Source organism: Haloprofundus halobius, assembly GCF_020097835.1.
GTDB classification, from domain to species: domain Archaea; phylum Halobacteriota; class Halobacteria; order Halobacteriales; family Haloferacaceae; genus Haloprofundus; species Haloprofundus halobius.
Genome location: NZ_CP083666.1, coordinates 2,410,837 through 2,426,666, shown reverse-complemented (window position 1 = coordinate 2,426,666; position 15,830 = coordinate 2,410,837). Strand labels below are relative to the sequence as shown.

Here is a 15,830-nt window from a genome sequence, read left to right as displayed (position 1 = left end):
CGTTTTCGGACCTAACCGACTCTACCTTCGGACCTAATCGACTCTAACGCGGCGGTCCCTCGATGGTGGCCACGTTTCTCCCGGGAAGCCGAATGTTACGAACTGCTACGGAGCATCTAATTATCACCGATAAGCACGAGACGTAGATACATGTCTGTCCCGTCTCTCAATCGAATGCGTCGCGCCGCATTCACGAACGTTCCTTCGTGGACCAAGCCGCTGGCGACGAGATGTTTCTACACGCTGTATCCCGGCGCGTCCTGGCAACTTTACCAGCAAAAGAGCCGCTCCCGCGAAGCGTTCGCCGACCGCTTCTTCGACAGCAGAGCGGAGTTCGAGGCGTACGAAGAGGAGTTCGAGCAGAGTCGAGTCCCCGGTTTGCTCTACCAGGCGTGGCAGGCGCACTCGCAGCCGATATACGACTCGCACAAGGAGGAGTGCGTCCGCTACTACGCGCTCGTCAGAAAGCAGAAACCCACGACCGTCGTCGAGACGGGCGTCTACAGCGGCGTCTCGACGCTCGCCGTGCTCGCCGCGCTCGACCGCAACGACTCCGGGCGACTGTACTCCATCGACTGTTCGACGCAGTTCGACGAACTCGACCCCGAGACGAAACGACACTACGAGCGGCGACGACCCTCCTGCTGTGAGGACGGCAGTCACCTCCTGCCGTCGGGGAAACAACCCGGCTGGATCGTTCCCGAGGGCCTCCGCGACCGCTGGACACTCGTCGCCGGACGACCACAGCGCGAACTGCCCCTCCTACTGGACGAGGTGGGTAAAATCGACATGTTCGTCCACGACTCCGAGCACTCGGAGACGGGGATGCTGTTCGAGTTCGACCTCGCGTGGGAGCATCTCTCTCCCGGTGGCGTGCTCGTCTCCCCGCACGTCGGGTGGAACGACGCGTTCGACACGTTCGTCACCGAACGCGTGCAAGAGGCCGAACACGGCGAACTCGCGGTTCACTACGTCTATTTCGACGAGTACGACGGACCCGGCTGGTGTCGGTACGCCCGAAAGCCGCTCGACACGGCGACCGACGACGCGACCAACGGCCACCGAGCGACCGAGATCGCGGCGGACTCGGTCGCCGACGACTGACCGAGGCCGTTCCGTCGGTCAGTCCAGTTTCTGCCGGGCGATCTTCACGCCGGTCGGCGCGAGAATGAGTTGGTCGTCACCCTTCTGTACGATGTCGCCGTCGACCTCGCGGGCGACCTGCTGGAGTTCGTCGACGATGTGCTCGACCGTTCGGTCCTGCGTGCGAAGTCGCGTGATGTCCGCGATGACGAAATCGCCGTCGTAGACCGCGTCTTTGATGGCGATAACGTCCTGCTGTCCGGCGATCTCGGCGATGTGAACTGTCATTCCCGCCTCGCCCTGTGCGGTGTCGAAGTCGTCGAGGTCGAGTTCGACGTAGTCCTCGGTGGAGCGCTGTCCGTTCCCGAGAATCTTGCTCATGATACCCATGCCACCTACAGCGGTGGGTCTCCCAATAGTTCTTACGTCAGACGGTCGCGGTTCGCCGACCGACGGACCAAACGCCTTTCCGTCGCCTCGTGGACCCTATCGTGTGAGTTCCCCATCTCAATCTCCCGACGTCGACCGCGCCGCGGACCGAACCGACCGGGTGTTTCGAAGCCATCCGCTCGTCACCGGCGTGTGGGCCGGTGCCATCGGAACCGCCGTGATGACGCTGTTTCGACTCCCCGTCGCGCGCTCGCTCCCGCCGACGGGCGCGTTCTGGGAGCAGTACGCGGGCGGCGACCCCGACGCGATCGGGCCGGCGTTTCTGCTCCATTTCCTCTACGGTATCGGCGGAGGCGTCGCCTTCGTCCCCGTCGCGCGAACGATCCGCGACCGGGGGTTGACCACGACGCTGTTCGTCGGCGTCCTCTACGGTCTCGCGCTCTCGGTGTTCGGAACGCGGGTCATGCTGAGGCGGTTGCTCGGGATGGATCTCGACCACGACGAGGCCGTCGTCTTCCACGCGGGTCACGTCGTCTACGGGCTCACAATCGGCATCTGGTTCGGGACCCGAGAGCCGCACGACGGCTGATGCGGGTCGAGACGCCGGGCGGCGAGGACGGCCGGACGGTCGCGACCGCCGCGGCGGCGCTCGGCCTTTCGGTCGCCCTCTGTTCGCCTGTACTCGTCATTTCGTGGTACGGACCGCTTATCGCCGTGCTATGCGTGCTCGTGGCCTCCGGAGTGACGTTCAGGGCGGTTCTCGCGACCGGCGTCGCGTGTCTGCGAAACCCGGACCCACCGCCGCTGCCGGCGGACCCCCCGGCGGTGAGCGTCGTCGTCACCGCCTACAACGACGCCGATGCCCTCCGTGGGACGCTCGACGCCTGCGCCGAACTCGACTATCCCTCCGACCGCGTGAACGTCCTCGTAGGCTACGAGGCGGCGTCCACCGACGGGACGGTCGCGGCCGCCCGACGCGCGGCGGCCGCCGACTCTCGAACTCGCGCCGTGGAACGCTCGGAACCCCCCGCGGGAAAGGCGGCGGCGGTGAACCACCTGCTTTCTCACGTCGACGGCGACGTCGACGTTGTCGCGAGTCTCGACGCCGGACAACGGCTCGCGCCGGGGTCGCTCTCGCGGGCGGTCCGATGGCTCGTCGCCGACGCGGAGACGTGGTGCGTCAAAGGTCGAAGCTACGGACGTAACGCGGACGAGTCGCTCATCGCGCTCTGTGCGACCGTCGAGCGCCACCTGGCCGAACGGATTATGTTCGTCGCCCGCTCGCGTCTGGGCTGGTTTTCGCTCTTCACCGGCGGGCAGGCGTTCTTCCGCGCCGAAACGCTGGCGGCGCTCGGGCCGTTCGACGAGGACGTGCTGCTCGAAGACGTGGAGATGTCGACGCGCATCCACGCTCGCGGCGGGCGCGTTCGGGTCGACCCGTCCATCGTCGCCACCGAGCGCAACCCGACGACGCTGTCGGTGTGGGCCGGGCAGCGACGGCGGTGGGCGCGCGGCGGAATGCAGGTTGCGCGGCGGTCGCTCACCGGGTTGCTCCGCAGTCCGGACGCCCCCGTGGTCACGCGTCTCGACGCCGCGTACACGTTCGCCGCGTTGCTGTCGCTTCCCGTCGTCGTCCTCCTCTCTCCTGTTTTCTTGATCTCCCCTGTCGTCGTCCCCGGGTCGGTCGCGACTGTCGAACTGGCGGCCTCCGACTCCGTGCTCCGGTGGCTCTCGCTCTCTTCGCTGTTCTCGCTCTCGGTTCCGTACGCGCTCTTCCTTCGCGACGCCGTCGACGGTCACCACCACGGCGTCCGCGAGTACGCGGCCCCGCTGGTGCTTCCGGCGTACTTCGCGCTGCAGAGCGTGGTGGTGCTCGCGGCGTTCCTCGACGAGTTCGTGCTCCGCCGACCGTCGGTGTACGTCACGAGTCGGCTCGACGAGTAGTTCGAGTCGCCACCGTGCCGGTACACGGAGCTTTTTGCGCCGACACCGCGACCCGCCCACCGTGACGTTCAGCATCTGCGTCCGCGAGGAGTACGAGGACGGCGACGGCGACGAGCAGTTGCGATTCGGCGTCGCGGTGACGACCCGCCTGCCCGGCGTCGGCACGCTCTGTCCGTTCGCCAGCGAGAACGGCGCGGTGGCGACGCAGAGCCTCGTCAACGTCGAGTTGGGTCGAAGAGGTGTCGAGTACGTCGACGACGGCCTCGCCGTCGAGGACGCGCTGCAGTCGCTTCTGAACGCCGACGAGGACAGCGAACAGCGACAGCTCCACGGCGTCGACGCCGAGGGGACGTTCGCGTTCTCCGGCGAGGCGTGCAACGGCTGGTACGGGCACGTCGAAGGCGAGAACTACACCGTCGCGGGCAATCTGCTCGTCGGCGAGGAGGTCGTCGAGGCGACCGCAGAGGCGTACGAGTCGGACGCCAACGGCGACGCGCCGCTGGCCGAGCGACTTATCGACGCCCTGGAAGCGGGCCACGAAGTCGGCGGCGACAAGCGGGAGGAACTGCCGGTGCAGAGCGCCGCGTTGCTCGTGAAACGAACGGGGACGGAACCCGACGGCTTCACCGACGACCTGCGGGTCGACGCCACGGAGACGCCCGTCGCGGACCTGCGGACCACGTACGAGGAGGCGAAGCGGGGCTACGAGATAGTGCTCGAACGTCACGAGGAAGACGCGGAGGACGACCCGGAAAGCGACAGTTCGGCCGATGCAACCGGCGAAGAGTGACCGACACGAGAACGGCCGGACGCGCTCAGACGCTGAACTGGTACAGGTCGTCGCCGACGTGGTGGACGGACTCGACGACCTTTCCCGCGTCGCCGACGAGGTTCGCGCCGTCTTCGAGCGCCCGTCCGACGGCGAGCACTTTTCCGTGGGTCTCTTCGGCGATGGCGACGAGGTCGCCGGATTCGATGTCCTCGTCGGCATCGACGATGCCCGGTCGCATCACGTCCGCGCCGCCGCTGACAAAGGAGACGGCCCCGGCGTCGACGGTGACGACGTGGTCCTGCGGCGGGTACTCGTTGGCGCCTCGAACCGTGAGAAACGGTTCGTCGTCGACGTAGAGGACCGCCGGCGAGCCGTCGACCAACACGAGGTCGAACTCGGTGCCGGTGAGTTCGACGAACTCGTAGGTGTCGCCGTCGAGTTCGACGCCGAGAGACTCCGAGAGCGTCGTCTCCAGCGATTTGATGTCGTCGCTCCGGAGGTGGTGACGCGATTTGACGTCCATACGCCCTCCCTGACGTTCAGAGGGAATAAATCGCCCGCTCTGCCTTCCGCGGCGGCCGAATCGCTCGTCGTCGCCGCGGCGTAAACCTCCGATTTACTCGTTCCTCCGATTTTGACTGTCTCGGCCGCGGACGGGCGTCTGACGCCGCACAAACGCTAAGTAGACACCGGCCAACCACTCATTCATGTGGCGCTCCCGCACGGGTCGGGACCGGAAGACCGTCGTCTGCATCGCCTGCGGCTCGTCGGTGCTCCGGTCGGAGGCCCGCGAGTACGACAAGGAGGGTGACCGCTGGAACCGCCACGGCAAACAGTTCGAGTATCTCTGTAAAGACTGTCACCGAGAACTCTGCTGGCAACCCCGGGGCGAACTCGAATCGCTCATCCTCGACATCGAACAGGACGGACTCCCGCAGGCGGAGTTTCTCACGCGCTATCTGCACGCGGTCGAAGACCGGTACGGACGACCCGAGGACTGATTCGCGGGTCGCGCGAGAACCCGTCGTCGGACCCCGACACGACTAACTACCTCTCGCCCAATTTCTCGCGTATGTCGAACGACGCACAAGCGCAGGCTGGCACCGCCGAGGGCCAGGGTCCCGTCGAGATCGACCCCGAACTCGACCGCCACCTGCGGAACAAGCGCGAGGAACTGTTCGAGGAGTTCGAAATCCGCGACGAGTTCCCTCCAGAAGTCCGCCGCGAAGCGAAGGAACGAACCGAGAACGTCACCGAGGAGATTCGCGACGCCGTCGACGACCGCCGTGACCTCCGCGAGATGACGACGTGGACGACCGACCCCGCCGACGCCCAGGACTTCGACGACGCCATCAGCATCGAAGAGGACGACGAGGCGTACACGCTGTGGGTCCACATCGCCGACGTGAGCCACTACGTCCACCCGGGTTCGGAGATGTGGGCCGAGGCGGTCAAACGCGGCAACACCGTCTACCTCCCCGCCTACACCGTCCACATGCTGCCGCCGATTCTCGCCGAGACAGTCTGCTCTCTCGTGCCGAACGAGGAACGGCTCGCGCACACCGTCGAGATGCGCCTCGACAAAGAGAACCTCGGTTACGAATCTATCGACATCTACAAATCGGTCATCGAGAGCGACGAGCGACTCACTTACAGCCAGTGCGAGAAACGACTCGACGACCCCGACGCGCCGCTGCACGACGAGATCACGCTCTCCTACGAACTCGCCGACCGGATGCACGAGCAGCGAAAAGAGGACGGCTCGCTCGTCCTGAACCCGAGTCGTGACCACGCGCACACCATCATCGAAGAGTGCATGCTGAAGGCGAACAAAGCCGTCACGCACGAACTGATGTGGGGTCGCGGCGTCGAGGCGATGTACCGTGTCCACCCGCAGCCGACGCCCGACCAGTGGGACAAAGCCCTGCGAGAGATCGCCGAACTCGACGGCGTGAAGATACCCGGCGGCTCGTGGGACGACCCCCGGAAGGCGGTCAACGCGGCGCTCGAAGAGGCCCCACCGCGGATGCTCAACAAGATTCAGCGCGCCGTGCTGAAGGTGATGCCCCGGGCGAAGTACATGAACGACCCCTTCGGCGGCCACCACGCGCTGAACTTCGACATCTACGGTCACTTCACCTCGCCCATCCGACGGCTCTCGGACCTCATCAACCACTGGATCGTCCACGAGAACGACGTCCCCGAGGACCTCGTCGAACTCTGCGACCGCGCCTCCGACAAGCAGAAAGACGGGGAGACGGCCGAACGTCTCTACAAGCAGTTCATGCAGGAAGTCGGTCTCGACCCCTACGCAGTCAACAACCGCGGCCTCGTCGTCGTCGACGAGGACGAGGATGATGGAAACGAGGCCGACGAGAGCGAAGAGTCGACAGGCGAGTTCGGTGGGGAGAACGACGGCGCGTAGACGAGCACTCCGCAGCGCCGTCGTCCCCGTCCGACACGACAGTCCCAACGCGGATTCAGTCGTCGGCCGCTCAGCGGGATTTCACGGCCGCGACAACCTATTTGCCGGTCGCGTCCTTCACCGTCGTAATGAAGGCACCCGTCGCGCTTCTCACGTGTCTCCTGCTCGTCGTCTCCGTGGTTCCCGCCGGAGCGGCAGCGATCGGATCCGGTGGCACCGCGTTCGACTCCGCGGCCGCCTCGGAGGTGTTGCCCCTCCCCGCGCCCGCACAGGTCGACGGTCCACCGCTGCAGGTCGCCGACTCCGAACCCCAGATCGAACTCAACGCCACCGACTTCGTCGCCGAGACGCAGAACCGCGCGACGGTAACGCTGTCGAACCCAACGACGACGCCGATTCGAAACGTCACCGTGACGGCCGCGATTCGGGGCGGTGACGCCGTCGTCGCCCGCCAGACCGTCCCCGTTCTCGACGCCGGCGCAAGTGAAGAACTGCCGTTCGTCCTCCTGCCGCGCGAGGCGGGCGACCGGCGCGTGACGGTTCGCGCCTCCTATACCGCCGACGGCGAAGAAGCGACGACGCGCTACCGCCAGTCGGTGCCGGTCAGACCGCTCGTCGACGACGTGGCCGTCCGCGTCGAGTCGGTCCGGAGCGGCGACGGCCAAGAGGGCGCCCAGGGACAACTCGGCGTACTGCTCGGCGGTGGCGGCGGAGAGGGCGCACTCCAGCAGAGCGGCGACGACGAGGTACAACCCGGACGGATAGACGTGGTCGTGACGAACTTCGGGAACGCGCCGATACGCGACGTCGTCGTCGTCCCGGTGAGCAACGGCACCGAACTCCCGCGACAGTCGGTTTCCGGACCGCTCGCCCCCGGCGACTCTGCGCGGACGACCGTCGACCTGCGCTTCGTTGGCCAGCAGAACGGCGTCACGTTCGAGACGCGATACCGTATCGGCGAGCGCGATGGTACTGCCCGAACCGAGTTCCCCTACGACCCCGCCTCCGGGTCGATCGTGCTGACGAACGTCAACCTCTCGATGGGTCCCGACGGCGTGCTACGCATCACCGGCAACGCGGGCAACCCCGACGACGGGCCGGTGACGGGCGTCACCGTCTCCGTCGGCGACACCGAACACGTCACGCCGACGTACCCTATCCGCGACTACTTCGTCGGCACCGTCGACGGCAACGAGTTCGCGCCGTTCGACCTCACCGCCGAAGTCGATAGAGAGAACGCTACTGTCGTCCCCGTCGACGTGACCTACGTGGCGAACGGCGTTCGCTACTCGGAGACGGTCGAACTGCCGTACGACCGGTCGCTGTCGCCGCCAGAGCGCGAGCGGGGTATCCTCTCGCCGCTCTCGACGAACGTCGGGTCACTCGTCGCCCTCACGGGGGTGAGTCTCGCGGCGGTGGCGGCACTCGCTGCCGTCCGCCGTCGCCGATGACAGAGCAGTCGCAGTCTCTCGGGACCGCCTTCGACGCGACGGCCGTGAACGCCCACGACGGCCCCACGCTCGAACTGCGAGGGGTGAGAAAGGAGTACGAGACGGGTGGCGAGACGGTCGTCGCACTCGGCGGGCGGGACGCACGGGACGACGAACCGGCCGGGATCGACTTCTCGGTCGAACCGGGCGAGTTCGTCGCCATCGTCGGCCCGAGCGGCAGCGGCAAGTCCACTTTGCTGAACATGCTCGGCCTCCTCGACGAACCGACCGCCGGCGAGCGCTATCTGCTCGGACGGGACGTGACGACGTTGGACGACGAGGCTCAGACGAACGCCAGAAAAGAGGCGATCGGCTTCGTCTTCCAGGACTTCTATCTCATCCCGACGTTGACGGCGACCGAGAACGTCGAACTACCGACCATCTTCGAGAACGACCCGGGGGCGACGGACCGAGCGCGCGACTTACTCCGCCGGGTGGGCCTCGGTGACCGCCTCGACCATACACCGACCGAACTCTCGGGCGGGCAGAAACAGCGTGTCGCCATCGCTCGCGCGCTCGTCAACCAGCCGCGAGTGTTGCTCGCCGACGAACCGACGGGCAACCTCGACCAGGAGACGGGCGCGCAGATTCTCGCGGAGTTCCGCCGCGTCTGCGAGACGGGCGTGAGCGTCGTCGCGGTGACGCACGACCCCCAAGTGACGGAGTTCGCCGACCGGACCGTCCGCCTCGTCGACGGCGTGATCCGCGACCGTGATGCCGCCGGCGCGGGGAACGACGTGGTCGACGTGCGCGAAACGGACGGCTCTCACGCTGCCGACGGAGCCGAACGATGAAACTCGACCGGCGGTTCCCGGCGATACTGATGGCGCGGCGTAACCTCGACCGGAACCGCCTGCGGTCGGCGCTGGCGGCGCTCGGCATCGTCATCGGCGTGCTCGCCATCGCGACGCTCGGCATCTTCGGGAACGTGCTGCAGCTGTCGGCGACGAACGAACTCGGCGCGATAGGCAACCAGGTCGTCGTCGGACCGAACCAGGACGCGGGCGTCACCTCGCTTTCCGCCCGCGAGGTCGAGACAGTCGAGCAACTCACCGCCGGACGCGGGACGGCGGTGCCGCTCATCAGCGACGGCGCGGTCGTCTCGAACGGTCGCGGGCAGTCGTTCGCGACGCTGTACGGCATCTCGACGCCGACGGCGCTGTTCTCGGCGTCGGAGGGGACGATACCCGACCGACACCGACAGGGCGCTCTCGTCGGCGCGGAACTCGCTGACCGACTCGACCTGCGAGTCGGCAGCATCGTCGACATCGAAGGCAACGAGTACCGCGTCGTCGCCGTGCTCGCTCCGACCGAGGACATCTCGCCGGTATCGCCGGATAACGGAGTCGTTCTCCCGCCGGAGGAGTTCGTCAGCGACGAGTACAATCAGGTCGTCGTCCGCGCCGACTCCGGCGAGGCGGCGAGCCATATCGCGGCGTCGGTCCGCGAGCGGTTGAACGCCCGCGAGGAGCGCGTCACGGTGTTCGAGTTCTCGACCATCCTCGACCAGATCGGCGAGTTCTTCGCGCTTCTCAACGCCTTCCTCTTGGGCCTGGCGGGCATCTCGCTCGTCGTCGCCGGCGTGAGCATCTTCAACGTGATGCTGATGAGTACCTCGGAGCGTCGAGGAGAGATCGGGGTGTTGCGCGCCGTCGGCGTCCAACGACGCGACGTGCTACGGATGCTGGTCGTCGAGGCGGCGCTGCTCGGGACTGTCGGCGGTGCCATCGGGGCGACGCTCAGCGCGCTCGTCACCGCGGGACTCTACTACTTCACGCCGGTGACGCTGGCCGTCGCGCTCGACCCGAGTAACGGCCTCTACCTCGTCGGCGCGTTCGTCTTCGGTGTGGTCGTCAGCCTCGTCAGCGGCCTGTACCCCGCGTGGAGAGCCGCGAACGAACCGCCGGTCGAGGCGCTTCGCGGCTGAGTCGGTGTTACGGATGCCGACGGCTCAGTACGTGCTCGTGCTGCCGCGGCTGTCCTCGACGATGAGACGCGCGACGAGCGCGATGAGGATGAGCGGGATGCCGATACCCGAGACGATGAGCAACAGGAGTACGACTGCCTTCATGAGGGTCCCCTGTCGGTCCCAGACGGTGTTCGTCACGTTGTCGATACTCCGCGCGACGTTCTGTATCGTCCCCATACCTCCCTGTACGGCGCTCGAAAGGATTACTCTTGGGGCCGACCTCGAGATACGTCCGCCCCAGGAGTTACCTCACTCGGCGTTGTTCTGTTAGGTATGCGAACCAGTACAATCGTGTTGCTCGTCGGTATCGTGTTGCTGTTCATCCCCATCCCGCCCTTTGCGACCATCGCGGGGGTTCTCACTATCCTCGCCGCACTGGCGCTGCGCTTCCTGGGCGGGAGTTAAGCACCGTCGAACGTTCGAGCGCCGTTTTTTGACGATGGACCGGGCCGAATCTCACGCCGCGGAGGGGAAGGACCGCTCGCTCGCCGAGCGAACGCTATTGGACGCGAACCGCATGACGGTGACGGCGATACTGACGTTCGCCACGCTCGTTCTCCTGATGGCGTTCGGCGCGCTCGACCTCCCGTTTCGGTCGATACTGACCACCGGTGACTCGGTCGAGACGCTGTTCCAGACGCTCGTCGGCGTCCTCATCACCGGAACGACGCTCGTCGTCTCCGTAAACCAGCTGGTGCTCTCCCAGGAGTTCGGGTCGCTGGGTCGCCAGAGCGAGCGCATGGACAAGTCGATGGCGTTTCGCAAGGAGTCAGAGCGGGAGTTCCGGTGGACCGGCCCGCCCGAACCCGATAGGTTCCTCGAGACGCTCGTCGACACGAGCCTCGACAGGGCGAAGGCGCTTCGGGAGGCCGTCGAGGGCAACTCCGACCGACTCCTCAGACGACGGGTCGACCAGTTCGTCGACCGAATCGCCGAAAGCGCCGAAATGATCTCCGAGGAGTTGGACGGCGCGCAGTTCGGCGAGTTCACCGTCATGCGGGCCGCGCTCGGGTACAACTACTCGTGGAAGATCTACGTGATCCGCCGGGTGTACTGGGAGCACAAAGAGAGCCTGGACGAGGACGAGACGGAGGCCTTCGACGACGTGGTCGACATTCTGGAGCTGTTCGGCCCGGCCGAGGAGTTCTTCAAAGCCCACTACCTCCAGTGGGAACTGGTCAACCTCTCGCGGCGGATCCTCTTCACGGGCATTCCCGCGCTCGTCGTCTCCGTCGTCGCCGCGCTCTACCTCAAACCCGGCGTCGTCTCCGGGTCGCTACTCGGCGTCCCGCTCTCGGTCTGGCTCATCAACCTCGGAATCACACTCGCGCTGGTCCCCTTTTTCGTCTTCACGGCCTACGTCCTCCGGACGGCCTCTATCGCGAAGCAGACCGGTGCCATCGGCCCGTTCGTCCTCCACGAGTCGGAGCGCGCCCCGCTCATCGACTGGGAGGAGTGACGGTTCGTTCGTTCGCGTGACTCCGTCGTGGTGGACGTCGGTGATCCGGACTCGAACCCACCTGGCCCGATACCGCCGGCGTTTACTATATCACCGAGGGGGACAACGGGTGGACATGACCGGGACGGCCGAGACGACGGGGTACCGCGTCGCGGAGATGACGTGGCAGGAACTCGAAGACGCGCTGGCCGAGACGAGGACGCTGTTGCTCCCGGTAGGGAGCACCGAACAGCACGGCCACCACTTGCCCTTGGGCGTGGACGTGTACATGCCCGAGGCGATCGGCGAGCGGGTCGCCGCGGCCAGTCCGGCTCTGCTTGCACCGCCGCTGTGGTACGGCGTGAGCCCCCACCACACGTTCAAGCCGGGGACGTTCACCGTCTCGACGGAGACGTTCCAGCGGTACGTCTTCGACATCTGCGAGTCCGCGACCGAGTGGGGAATCGAACACATCCTGCTGCTCAACGGCCACTACCTCGCACAGGACCCCGAACTCGAAATCGTCGTCCGGCGGTTGCGAAACGAACTCGGCATCGAAGCGTTCCACGTGCCACTGGTCGAACTGTTCGCCGACGTCGCCGTGGAGATCCGTACCGGGGACGTGTCGTTTCACGCGTCGGAGTTCGAGACGAGCATCATGCTCGAACTGTTCCCCGAGCTGGTGGACATGGACCGGGCGACAGACGTCCCGCCGCCCGACGAGTCGTTACCGCTGACCGACTACGACGCGCTCGGCGAGAACAAGGTCGGGTGGGCGCTGAGCGCCGAGGACATGGAAGCACTAACGCCGACCGGCAACATCGGCGATCCGACCGTCGCGACGCGACGGAAGGGCGCGAAACTGGTCGAGTCGGCGGTGTCCGACATCCGACTGCTCGTCGACGCGCTCGAAACGTCGGAGTGACGGTCGTCGGAGAGTAGTTCGACACGGAAACCGGCGGAGAGGATATACCTACTGAGAGATGATCCGATTCCGGGCGTACAATCGGTGGGGAATCACCCGTTCACGCCCGTCCCCTCGTCGAAATCCAGTTTGCGTCGGTCACCTACTTGGATTACGACCTGTGGACTCGCGGGGGTCACGCGAACGAGCGAAGCGAGTGAGTGTGACCTCGCGAGTCCATCGACTGAGGGAGCGAAGCGACCGAAGGAGATGGACTCGCGGGGAACTCAACACTTTGCTGACTACCGTGTACCGTTACGCTTGCTATCATTTATTGCCTAGATTTATCATCGAATTTACTCTTCAAGAACTCCTCAACTCGAACGTCCATCTTCTGATCCGGCCGACGCGCGTCGTAGTGCTTGTACAGCACATCGAGGCCGACGTCCGCACGCTCGCTCACGACCTCCGGTGGAACACCGCGATTCAGATGGTCCGTAATCGCTCCGCGGCGGAACGCGTGCGGCGACCTCGACGACGGGCACTTACTCGGGAGACTCTGCTCACCGACGGCCTCACACGTCCGCGGCTCGCGCCCGTGCGGACACTCCTCGAGAACACACGGCTGCGTCATCCGGTAGCAGCAGTTCCGAATCGCCGTCTCGCTCAGCCGACCGAACCGGCTCGACAGAAGCGGCTTCCGACCGTGGTCGTCTTTAACGTCCTCGCGGTGATGCTCGACGTAGTCCTCGACGATCTGCGAGAGCGTCGGACCGAGCCACACCCAACGCTCACTCTTCTGTCCATTCTTGAGCGGCGTCTCAGACTGAGGTCGGTGCCGAAGGTACACCGCGTGCTTCTCCGGCCGGAGATCGTCGACGTCGATGGACCGCAGCGCACCGAGGCGCATACACGTCCGCCACAGCATCCCGATGATGACGTGGTCGCGAGATGCGTACTGGAACCGGTCGAGGTACGAAACGATCTCCCTCGCCTGCTCCGGAGACACCTTGATGTCCCGAGCTTCCGACCCGTCGGGAACCTCCGGCGCGTGAACGCGCTCGCGGAGTCCCTCCTGGACGGCATCGATGTCGGCCCAGTACCCCAGCGCCTCGCGGACCGCCGAGAGGTTCTTCTGTAGCGTGATCGGCTCGACCTGCTCTCGTCGCCACGTGACGAAATCGGCCATCAAACGGCCGTTGATGTCATTCAGGTTGTCGACCTCGTCCTCACGGCACCACGCGAGGAAGTGCTCGAGGACGGTCTTGTTGTTGTGGAACGTCGACTTCGCCACACTAGGCTTCCGGTGCGCCAGGAAGCGCTCGACGCCCTCGGCCGGGGTGAGTGGAATCAGTTCGTCACTCACAGTCGACCTCGTGACCGTCGCGGTTGCGGACCGTCGACCCGAGGGTTACCCCCGATGGTTCGGGTTCGACGTCGCTCACGCTTCGTCACCGCCGTCGGCGATGAGTTGGACCTCGGTCGCCTCCTCAAGCACCACCTGCTGATGACGGATGAGCCGCCACGCGTCGGCGGTCAGTTCGTAGGAGTTCGAGCGCCCGTCGACAGATCCCTTCGCGACCAGCCCCGGTTCGACCAACACGTCGAGGTTCGTGTACAGTCGCGCGTTGGTAATCTCGACGCCCATCTGCTCTCCGAGGCGGTCTCTGACGTCGAGTCCGATGATGTCGGACTCTCCGAGGCTGAGAAAACCAATCGCGACCAGCAAGTCTCGCTGGAATCCCGCGAGCGACGCCCACCGAACGCCAGCGTCGGTCTCCTCGACCGGACGGACGTGATGAACGCCCGCGCAGTCACAGAGTGTCGCCAGCGCGTCGCCGCGCTCGCTGACGAGTTGCCGACCCCTCGCCGTCGGCTGGTAGCTGTTCGTTCGCCGGTCGACCATCCCGCGCTCGATGAGGTCCTTCTGGAACAGCGTGTCGAGGTTCGGGTACAGACGGCCGTGGTTGACCTCTCCGTCGAGGCGCTCCTCGACGATCTCCTTGATGTCCGCGCCCGCGACCCGCTCGCCTCGACTGTCGAGCGACACCGCCGCCGTCAGCAGATCTCGCTGGAATCCGCTCAGTTCCGTCAACTCCACACTCATGCCGATTCGCCTCTGTTCTCCGCGGTCTGAATGTCCCGCATGGACGACTGATTGAACGACTCCTCAAAAGCTCTGGAGCGGGCAGTTCCGGTAGAACGACGATTTCCGCTCTCGCGCCCGTTTTCGTCGGAGAGACGGCCCATGCCGTCGGTTCCGGTAGAGTTCCGGTAGTTCCGGTAGAAACTCGAAGCGTGGCGGAGGGCCAGCGCGTCAGCGGAGTGACCGCACGGCCGGAGGTGGTGTGTCGACGGCCCGCGCGTCTCGATCCCCGAGACCGCTTGCCCGCACGTCCGGCACGTCGTCGGTTGTTCTTCTCGCGTTACAGCTTGTCGTTCGAGGCCTTCAAGACCCCGCGAGTAGTCTGCGTACATGGCTTCCGTACCTGATTTACGGGAGCATCCGCGGACCCGGTCCCTACACCGGTCCGCTTTTCGAGTGGACCCATCGAGGAGCGACAGGTCCGCGTAGCTTCCGTTGGCGAGTAATGTTCACTCATCCAACTTTAACCTTTGCATACGCAAAGATTAGGGCGTGCATACGCAACTAACCGGGAGGACATATGAGGGTACTAAACGCTCTACGGGACGGGTTTCGGTATGCGCGAGCGTGCCGACTGGATGGTTCCCGTGGATGATTCTATTCTAGAATACGTTCGCGATGCTGGAGAGGTCCCACCTGCAGTAATCGGACGAAATATCGATGCGCATCGAAACTACGTCGGAGAGAGATGCAGAAAACTAACTGAGTGTGGATTACTCTCTCGTGAGGAGGGCGGTTACTATTCGATAACCGCGCTGGGAAAACGCTACCTTGACGAAGAACTCGAAACGGGAGAGATCGAGAAAGAGTAGAATCTATCGTACAAATTTCTTCGTTTTCCGATAACACCAGTCGATAGCGTCGGCAAGATACACAATTACGACCCATCCGAGGCACGATAGGAACGCGTACCAAGACGTTTGTATGAGCCGGAACAGTAGAATGTCGAATAGTGGATCCGCTATCAAAGCAGACGGCATTGACTCGTAGATAAGCTGCGTCGAGAGGCTCTGGGTTTCGACGACACCGAGGCCGATTGCCCAGAGCATCAGGAGGATGATGGCGGCACCGACGAGCATCCAGACGCCGATGAGGTATCCGAGCGGGATGAGGAAGAAGATCGTCACGAGCGGGCTGTCGACGACGTGCTTTCGGACGGGTCGCCCGCGGTGATCGATGTGCGGTCGAGGGCCGTCGCCACCGGGGAGATACTGCTTGACTCGCTCAAGGGTGGCGGCAATCATACACGGGAGTATCAGTTAGATTCTA

19 protein-coding genes are annotated in these 15,830 nt (G+C 65.0%); 13 read left to right on the top strand and 6 right to left on the bottom strand.

The genetic code is table 11. The features are described from left to right. The first annotated feature begins 174 nt into the window (after positions 1-174). Entirely contained in the window at positions 175-1,104 is a 930-nt protein-coding gene (locus LAQ74_RS12810; protein WP_224332924.1) for an O-methyltransferase, read from the top strand. A gap of 18 nt (positions 1,105-1,122) precedes the next feature. Here the strand turns inward: LAQ74_RS12810 and LAQ74_RS12805 are convergent, their stop codons facing one another. Beyond that, the gene (locus tag LAQ74_RS12805; RefSeq protein WP_224332923.1) at positions 1,123-1,473 is read right to left on the bottom strand and encodes a cell division protein SepF; all 351 of its coding nucleotides are present in this window, start codon (positions 1,471-1,473) and stop codon (positions 1,123-1,125) included. A 103-nt stretch (positions 1,474-1,576) separates the two neighbouring features. Here LAQ74_RS12805 and LAQ74_RS12800 point away from each other — a divergent pair, with 103 nt between their 5' ends. The 3 genes from LAQ74_RS12800 (at position 1,577) to LAQ74_RS12790 (ending at position 4,207) form a co-directional block, all read left to right on the top strand. Next, positions 1,577-2,062 (top strand): hypothetical protein, encoded by a 486-nt coding sequence (locus tag LAQ74_RS12800; protein WP_224332922.1) that lies wholly within the window; start codon positions 1,577-1,579, stop codon positions 2,060-2,062. Then, the gene (locus tag LAQ74_RS12795) at positions 2,062-3,417 is read left to right on the top strand and encodes a glycosyltransferase family 2 protein (RefSeq protein ID WP_224332921.1); all 1,356 of its coding nucleotides are present in this window, start codon (positions 2,062-2,064) and stop codon (positions 3,415-3,417) included. The genes LAQ74_RS12800 and LAQ74_RS12795 overlap by 1 nt, the downstream gene beginning before the upstream one ends. A 61-nt stretch (positions 3,418-3,478) precedes the next feature. Next, positions 3,479-4,207: a DUF1028 domain-containing protein gene (locus LAQ74_RS12790; protein WP_224332920.1), complete on the top strand. Its 729-nt coding sequence runs from the start codon at positions 3,479-3,481 to the stop codon at positions 4,205-4,207. Positions 4,208-4,232: 25 nt separating this feature from the next. On the opposite strand, the gene LAQ74_RS12785 is transcribed toward LAQ74_RS12790, so the two are convergent. Further along, positions 4,233-4,712 (bottom strand): RNA-binding protein, encoded by a 480-nt coding sequence (locus LAQ74_RS12785; protein WP_224332919.1) that lies wholly within the window; start codon positions 4,710-4,712, stop codon positions 4,233-4,235. A gap of 184 nt (positions 4,713-4,896) precedes the next feature. Between LAQ74_RS12785 and LAQ74_RS12780 the strand changes: the two genes are divergently transcribed. From LAQ74_RS12780 to LAQ74_RS12760, 5 genes are all read left to right on the top strand, one after another. Continuing rightward, a complete protein-coding gene (locus LAQ74_RS12780; protein ID WP_224332918.1) occupies positions 4,897-5,190 on the top strand; it encodes a DUF7562 family protein in 294 nt (97 codons plus the stop codon). A gap of 71 nt (positions 5,191-5,261) precedes the next feature. Next, positions 5,262-6,614 carry an RNB domain-containing ribonuclease gene (locus tag LAQ74_RS12775; RefSeq protein WP_224332917.1) on the top strand — a complete coding sequence of 451 codons (1,353 nt, stop codon included), beginning with the start codon at positions 5,262-5,264 and terminating at the stop codon, positions 6,612-6,614. A gap of 128 nt (positions 6,615-6,742) precedes the next feature. Beyond that, the gene (locus LAQ74_RS12770; protein ID WP_224332916.1) at positions 6,743-8,065 is read left to right on the top strand and encodes a COG1361 family protein; all 1,323 of its coding nucleotides are present in this window, start codon (positions 6,743-6,745) and stop codon (positions 8,063-8,065) included. After that, positions 8,062-8,898, top strand: a complete 837-nt coding sequence (locus LAQ74_RS12765) for an ABC transporter ATP-binding protein (RefSeq protein ID WP_224332915.1) — start codon at positions 8,062-8,064, stop codon at positions 8,896-8,898. Before LAQ74_RS12770 ends, LAQ74_RS12765 begins: the two co-directional genes overlap by 4 nt. After that, entirely contained in the window at positions 8,895-10,031 is a 1,137-nt protein-coding gene (locus LAQ74_RS12760) for an ABC transporter permease (RefSeq protein ID WP_224332914.1), read from the top strand. Before LAQ74_RS12765 ends, LAQ74_RS12760 begins: the two co-directional genes overlap by 4 nt. A gap of 24 nt (positions 10,032-10,055) precedes the next feature. Here LAQ74_RS12760 and LAQ74_RS12755 read toward each other — a convergent pair whose 3' ends face one another. Further along, on the bottom strand, positions 10,056-10,250 hold the full coding sequence (locus tag LAQ74_RS12755) for a hypothetical protein (RefSeq protein WP_224332913.1): 195 nt from the start codon (positions 10,248-10,250) through the stop codon (positions 10,056-10,058). 96 nt (positions 10,251-10,346) lie between these two features. On the opposite strand from LAQ74_RS12755, the gene LAQ74_RS12750 reads away from it, so the two are divergent. The 3 genes from LAQ74_RS12750 (at position 10,347) to LAQ74_RS12740 (ending at position 12,436) form a co-directional block, all read left to right on the top strand. Then, positions 10,347-10,478 (top strand): transporter, encoded by a 132-nt coding sequence (locus tag LAQ74_RS12750; RefSeq protein ID WP_224332912.1) that lies wholly within the window; start codon positions 10,347-10,349, stop codon positions 10,476-10,478. 34 nt (positions 10,479-10,512) lie between these two features. Next, positions 10,513-11,532 carry a DUF7972 family membrane protein gene (locus LAQ74_RS12745; RefSeq protein WP_224332911.1) on the top strand — a complete coding sequence of 340 codons (1,020 nt, stop codon included), beginning with the start codon at positions 10,513-10,515 and terminating at the stop codon, positions 11,530-11,532. A gap of 115 nt (positions 11,533-11,647) precedes the next feature. Further along, entirely contained in the window at positions 11,648-12,436 is a 789-nt protein-coding gene (locus LAQ74_RS12740) for a creatininase family protein (RefSeq protein ID WP_224332910.1), read from the top strand. A gap of 310 nt (positions 12,437-12,746) precedes the next feature. Here LAQ74_RS12740 and LAQ74_RS12735 read toward each other — a convergent pair whose 3' ends face one another. Further along, entirely contained in the window at positions 12,747-13,781 is a 1,035-nt protein-coding gene (locus LAQ74_RS12735; protein ID WP_224332909.1) for a tyrosine-type recombinase/integrase, read from the bottom strand. 75 nt (positions 13,782-13,856) lie between these two features. Beyond that, a complete protein-coding gene (locus tag LAQ74_RS12730; protein WP_224332908.1) occupies positions 13,857-14,522 on the bottom strand; it encodes a helix-turn-helix transcriptional regulator in 666 nt (221 codons plus the stop codon). Positions 14,523-15,118: 596 nt separating this feature from the next. Here LAQ74_RS12730 and LAQ74_RS12725 point away from each other — a divergent pair. After that, entirely contained in the window at positions 15,119-15,373 is a 255-nt protein-coding gene (locus tag LAQ74_RS12725) for a hypothetical protein (protein WP_224332907.1), read from the top strand. A 3-nt stretch (positions 15,374-15,376) separates the two neighbouring features. On the opposite strand, the gene LAQ74_RS12720 is transcribed toward LAQ74_RS12725, so the two are convergent. Next, positions 15,377-15,805, bottom strand: coding sequence for a hypothetical protein (locus LAQ74_RS12720; RefSeq protein ID WP_224332906.1), 429 nt, complete (start codon positions 15,803-15,805; stop codon positions 15,377-15,379). Between the last annotated feature and the right edge of the window lie 25 nt (positions 15,806-15,830).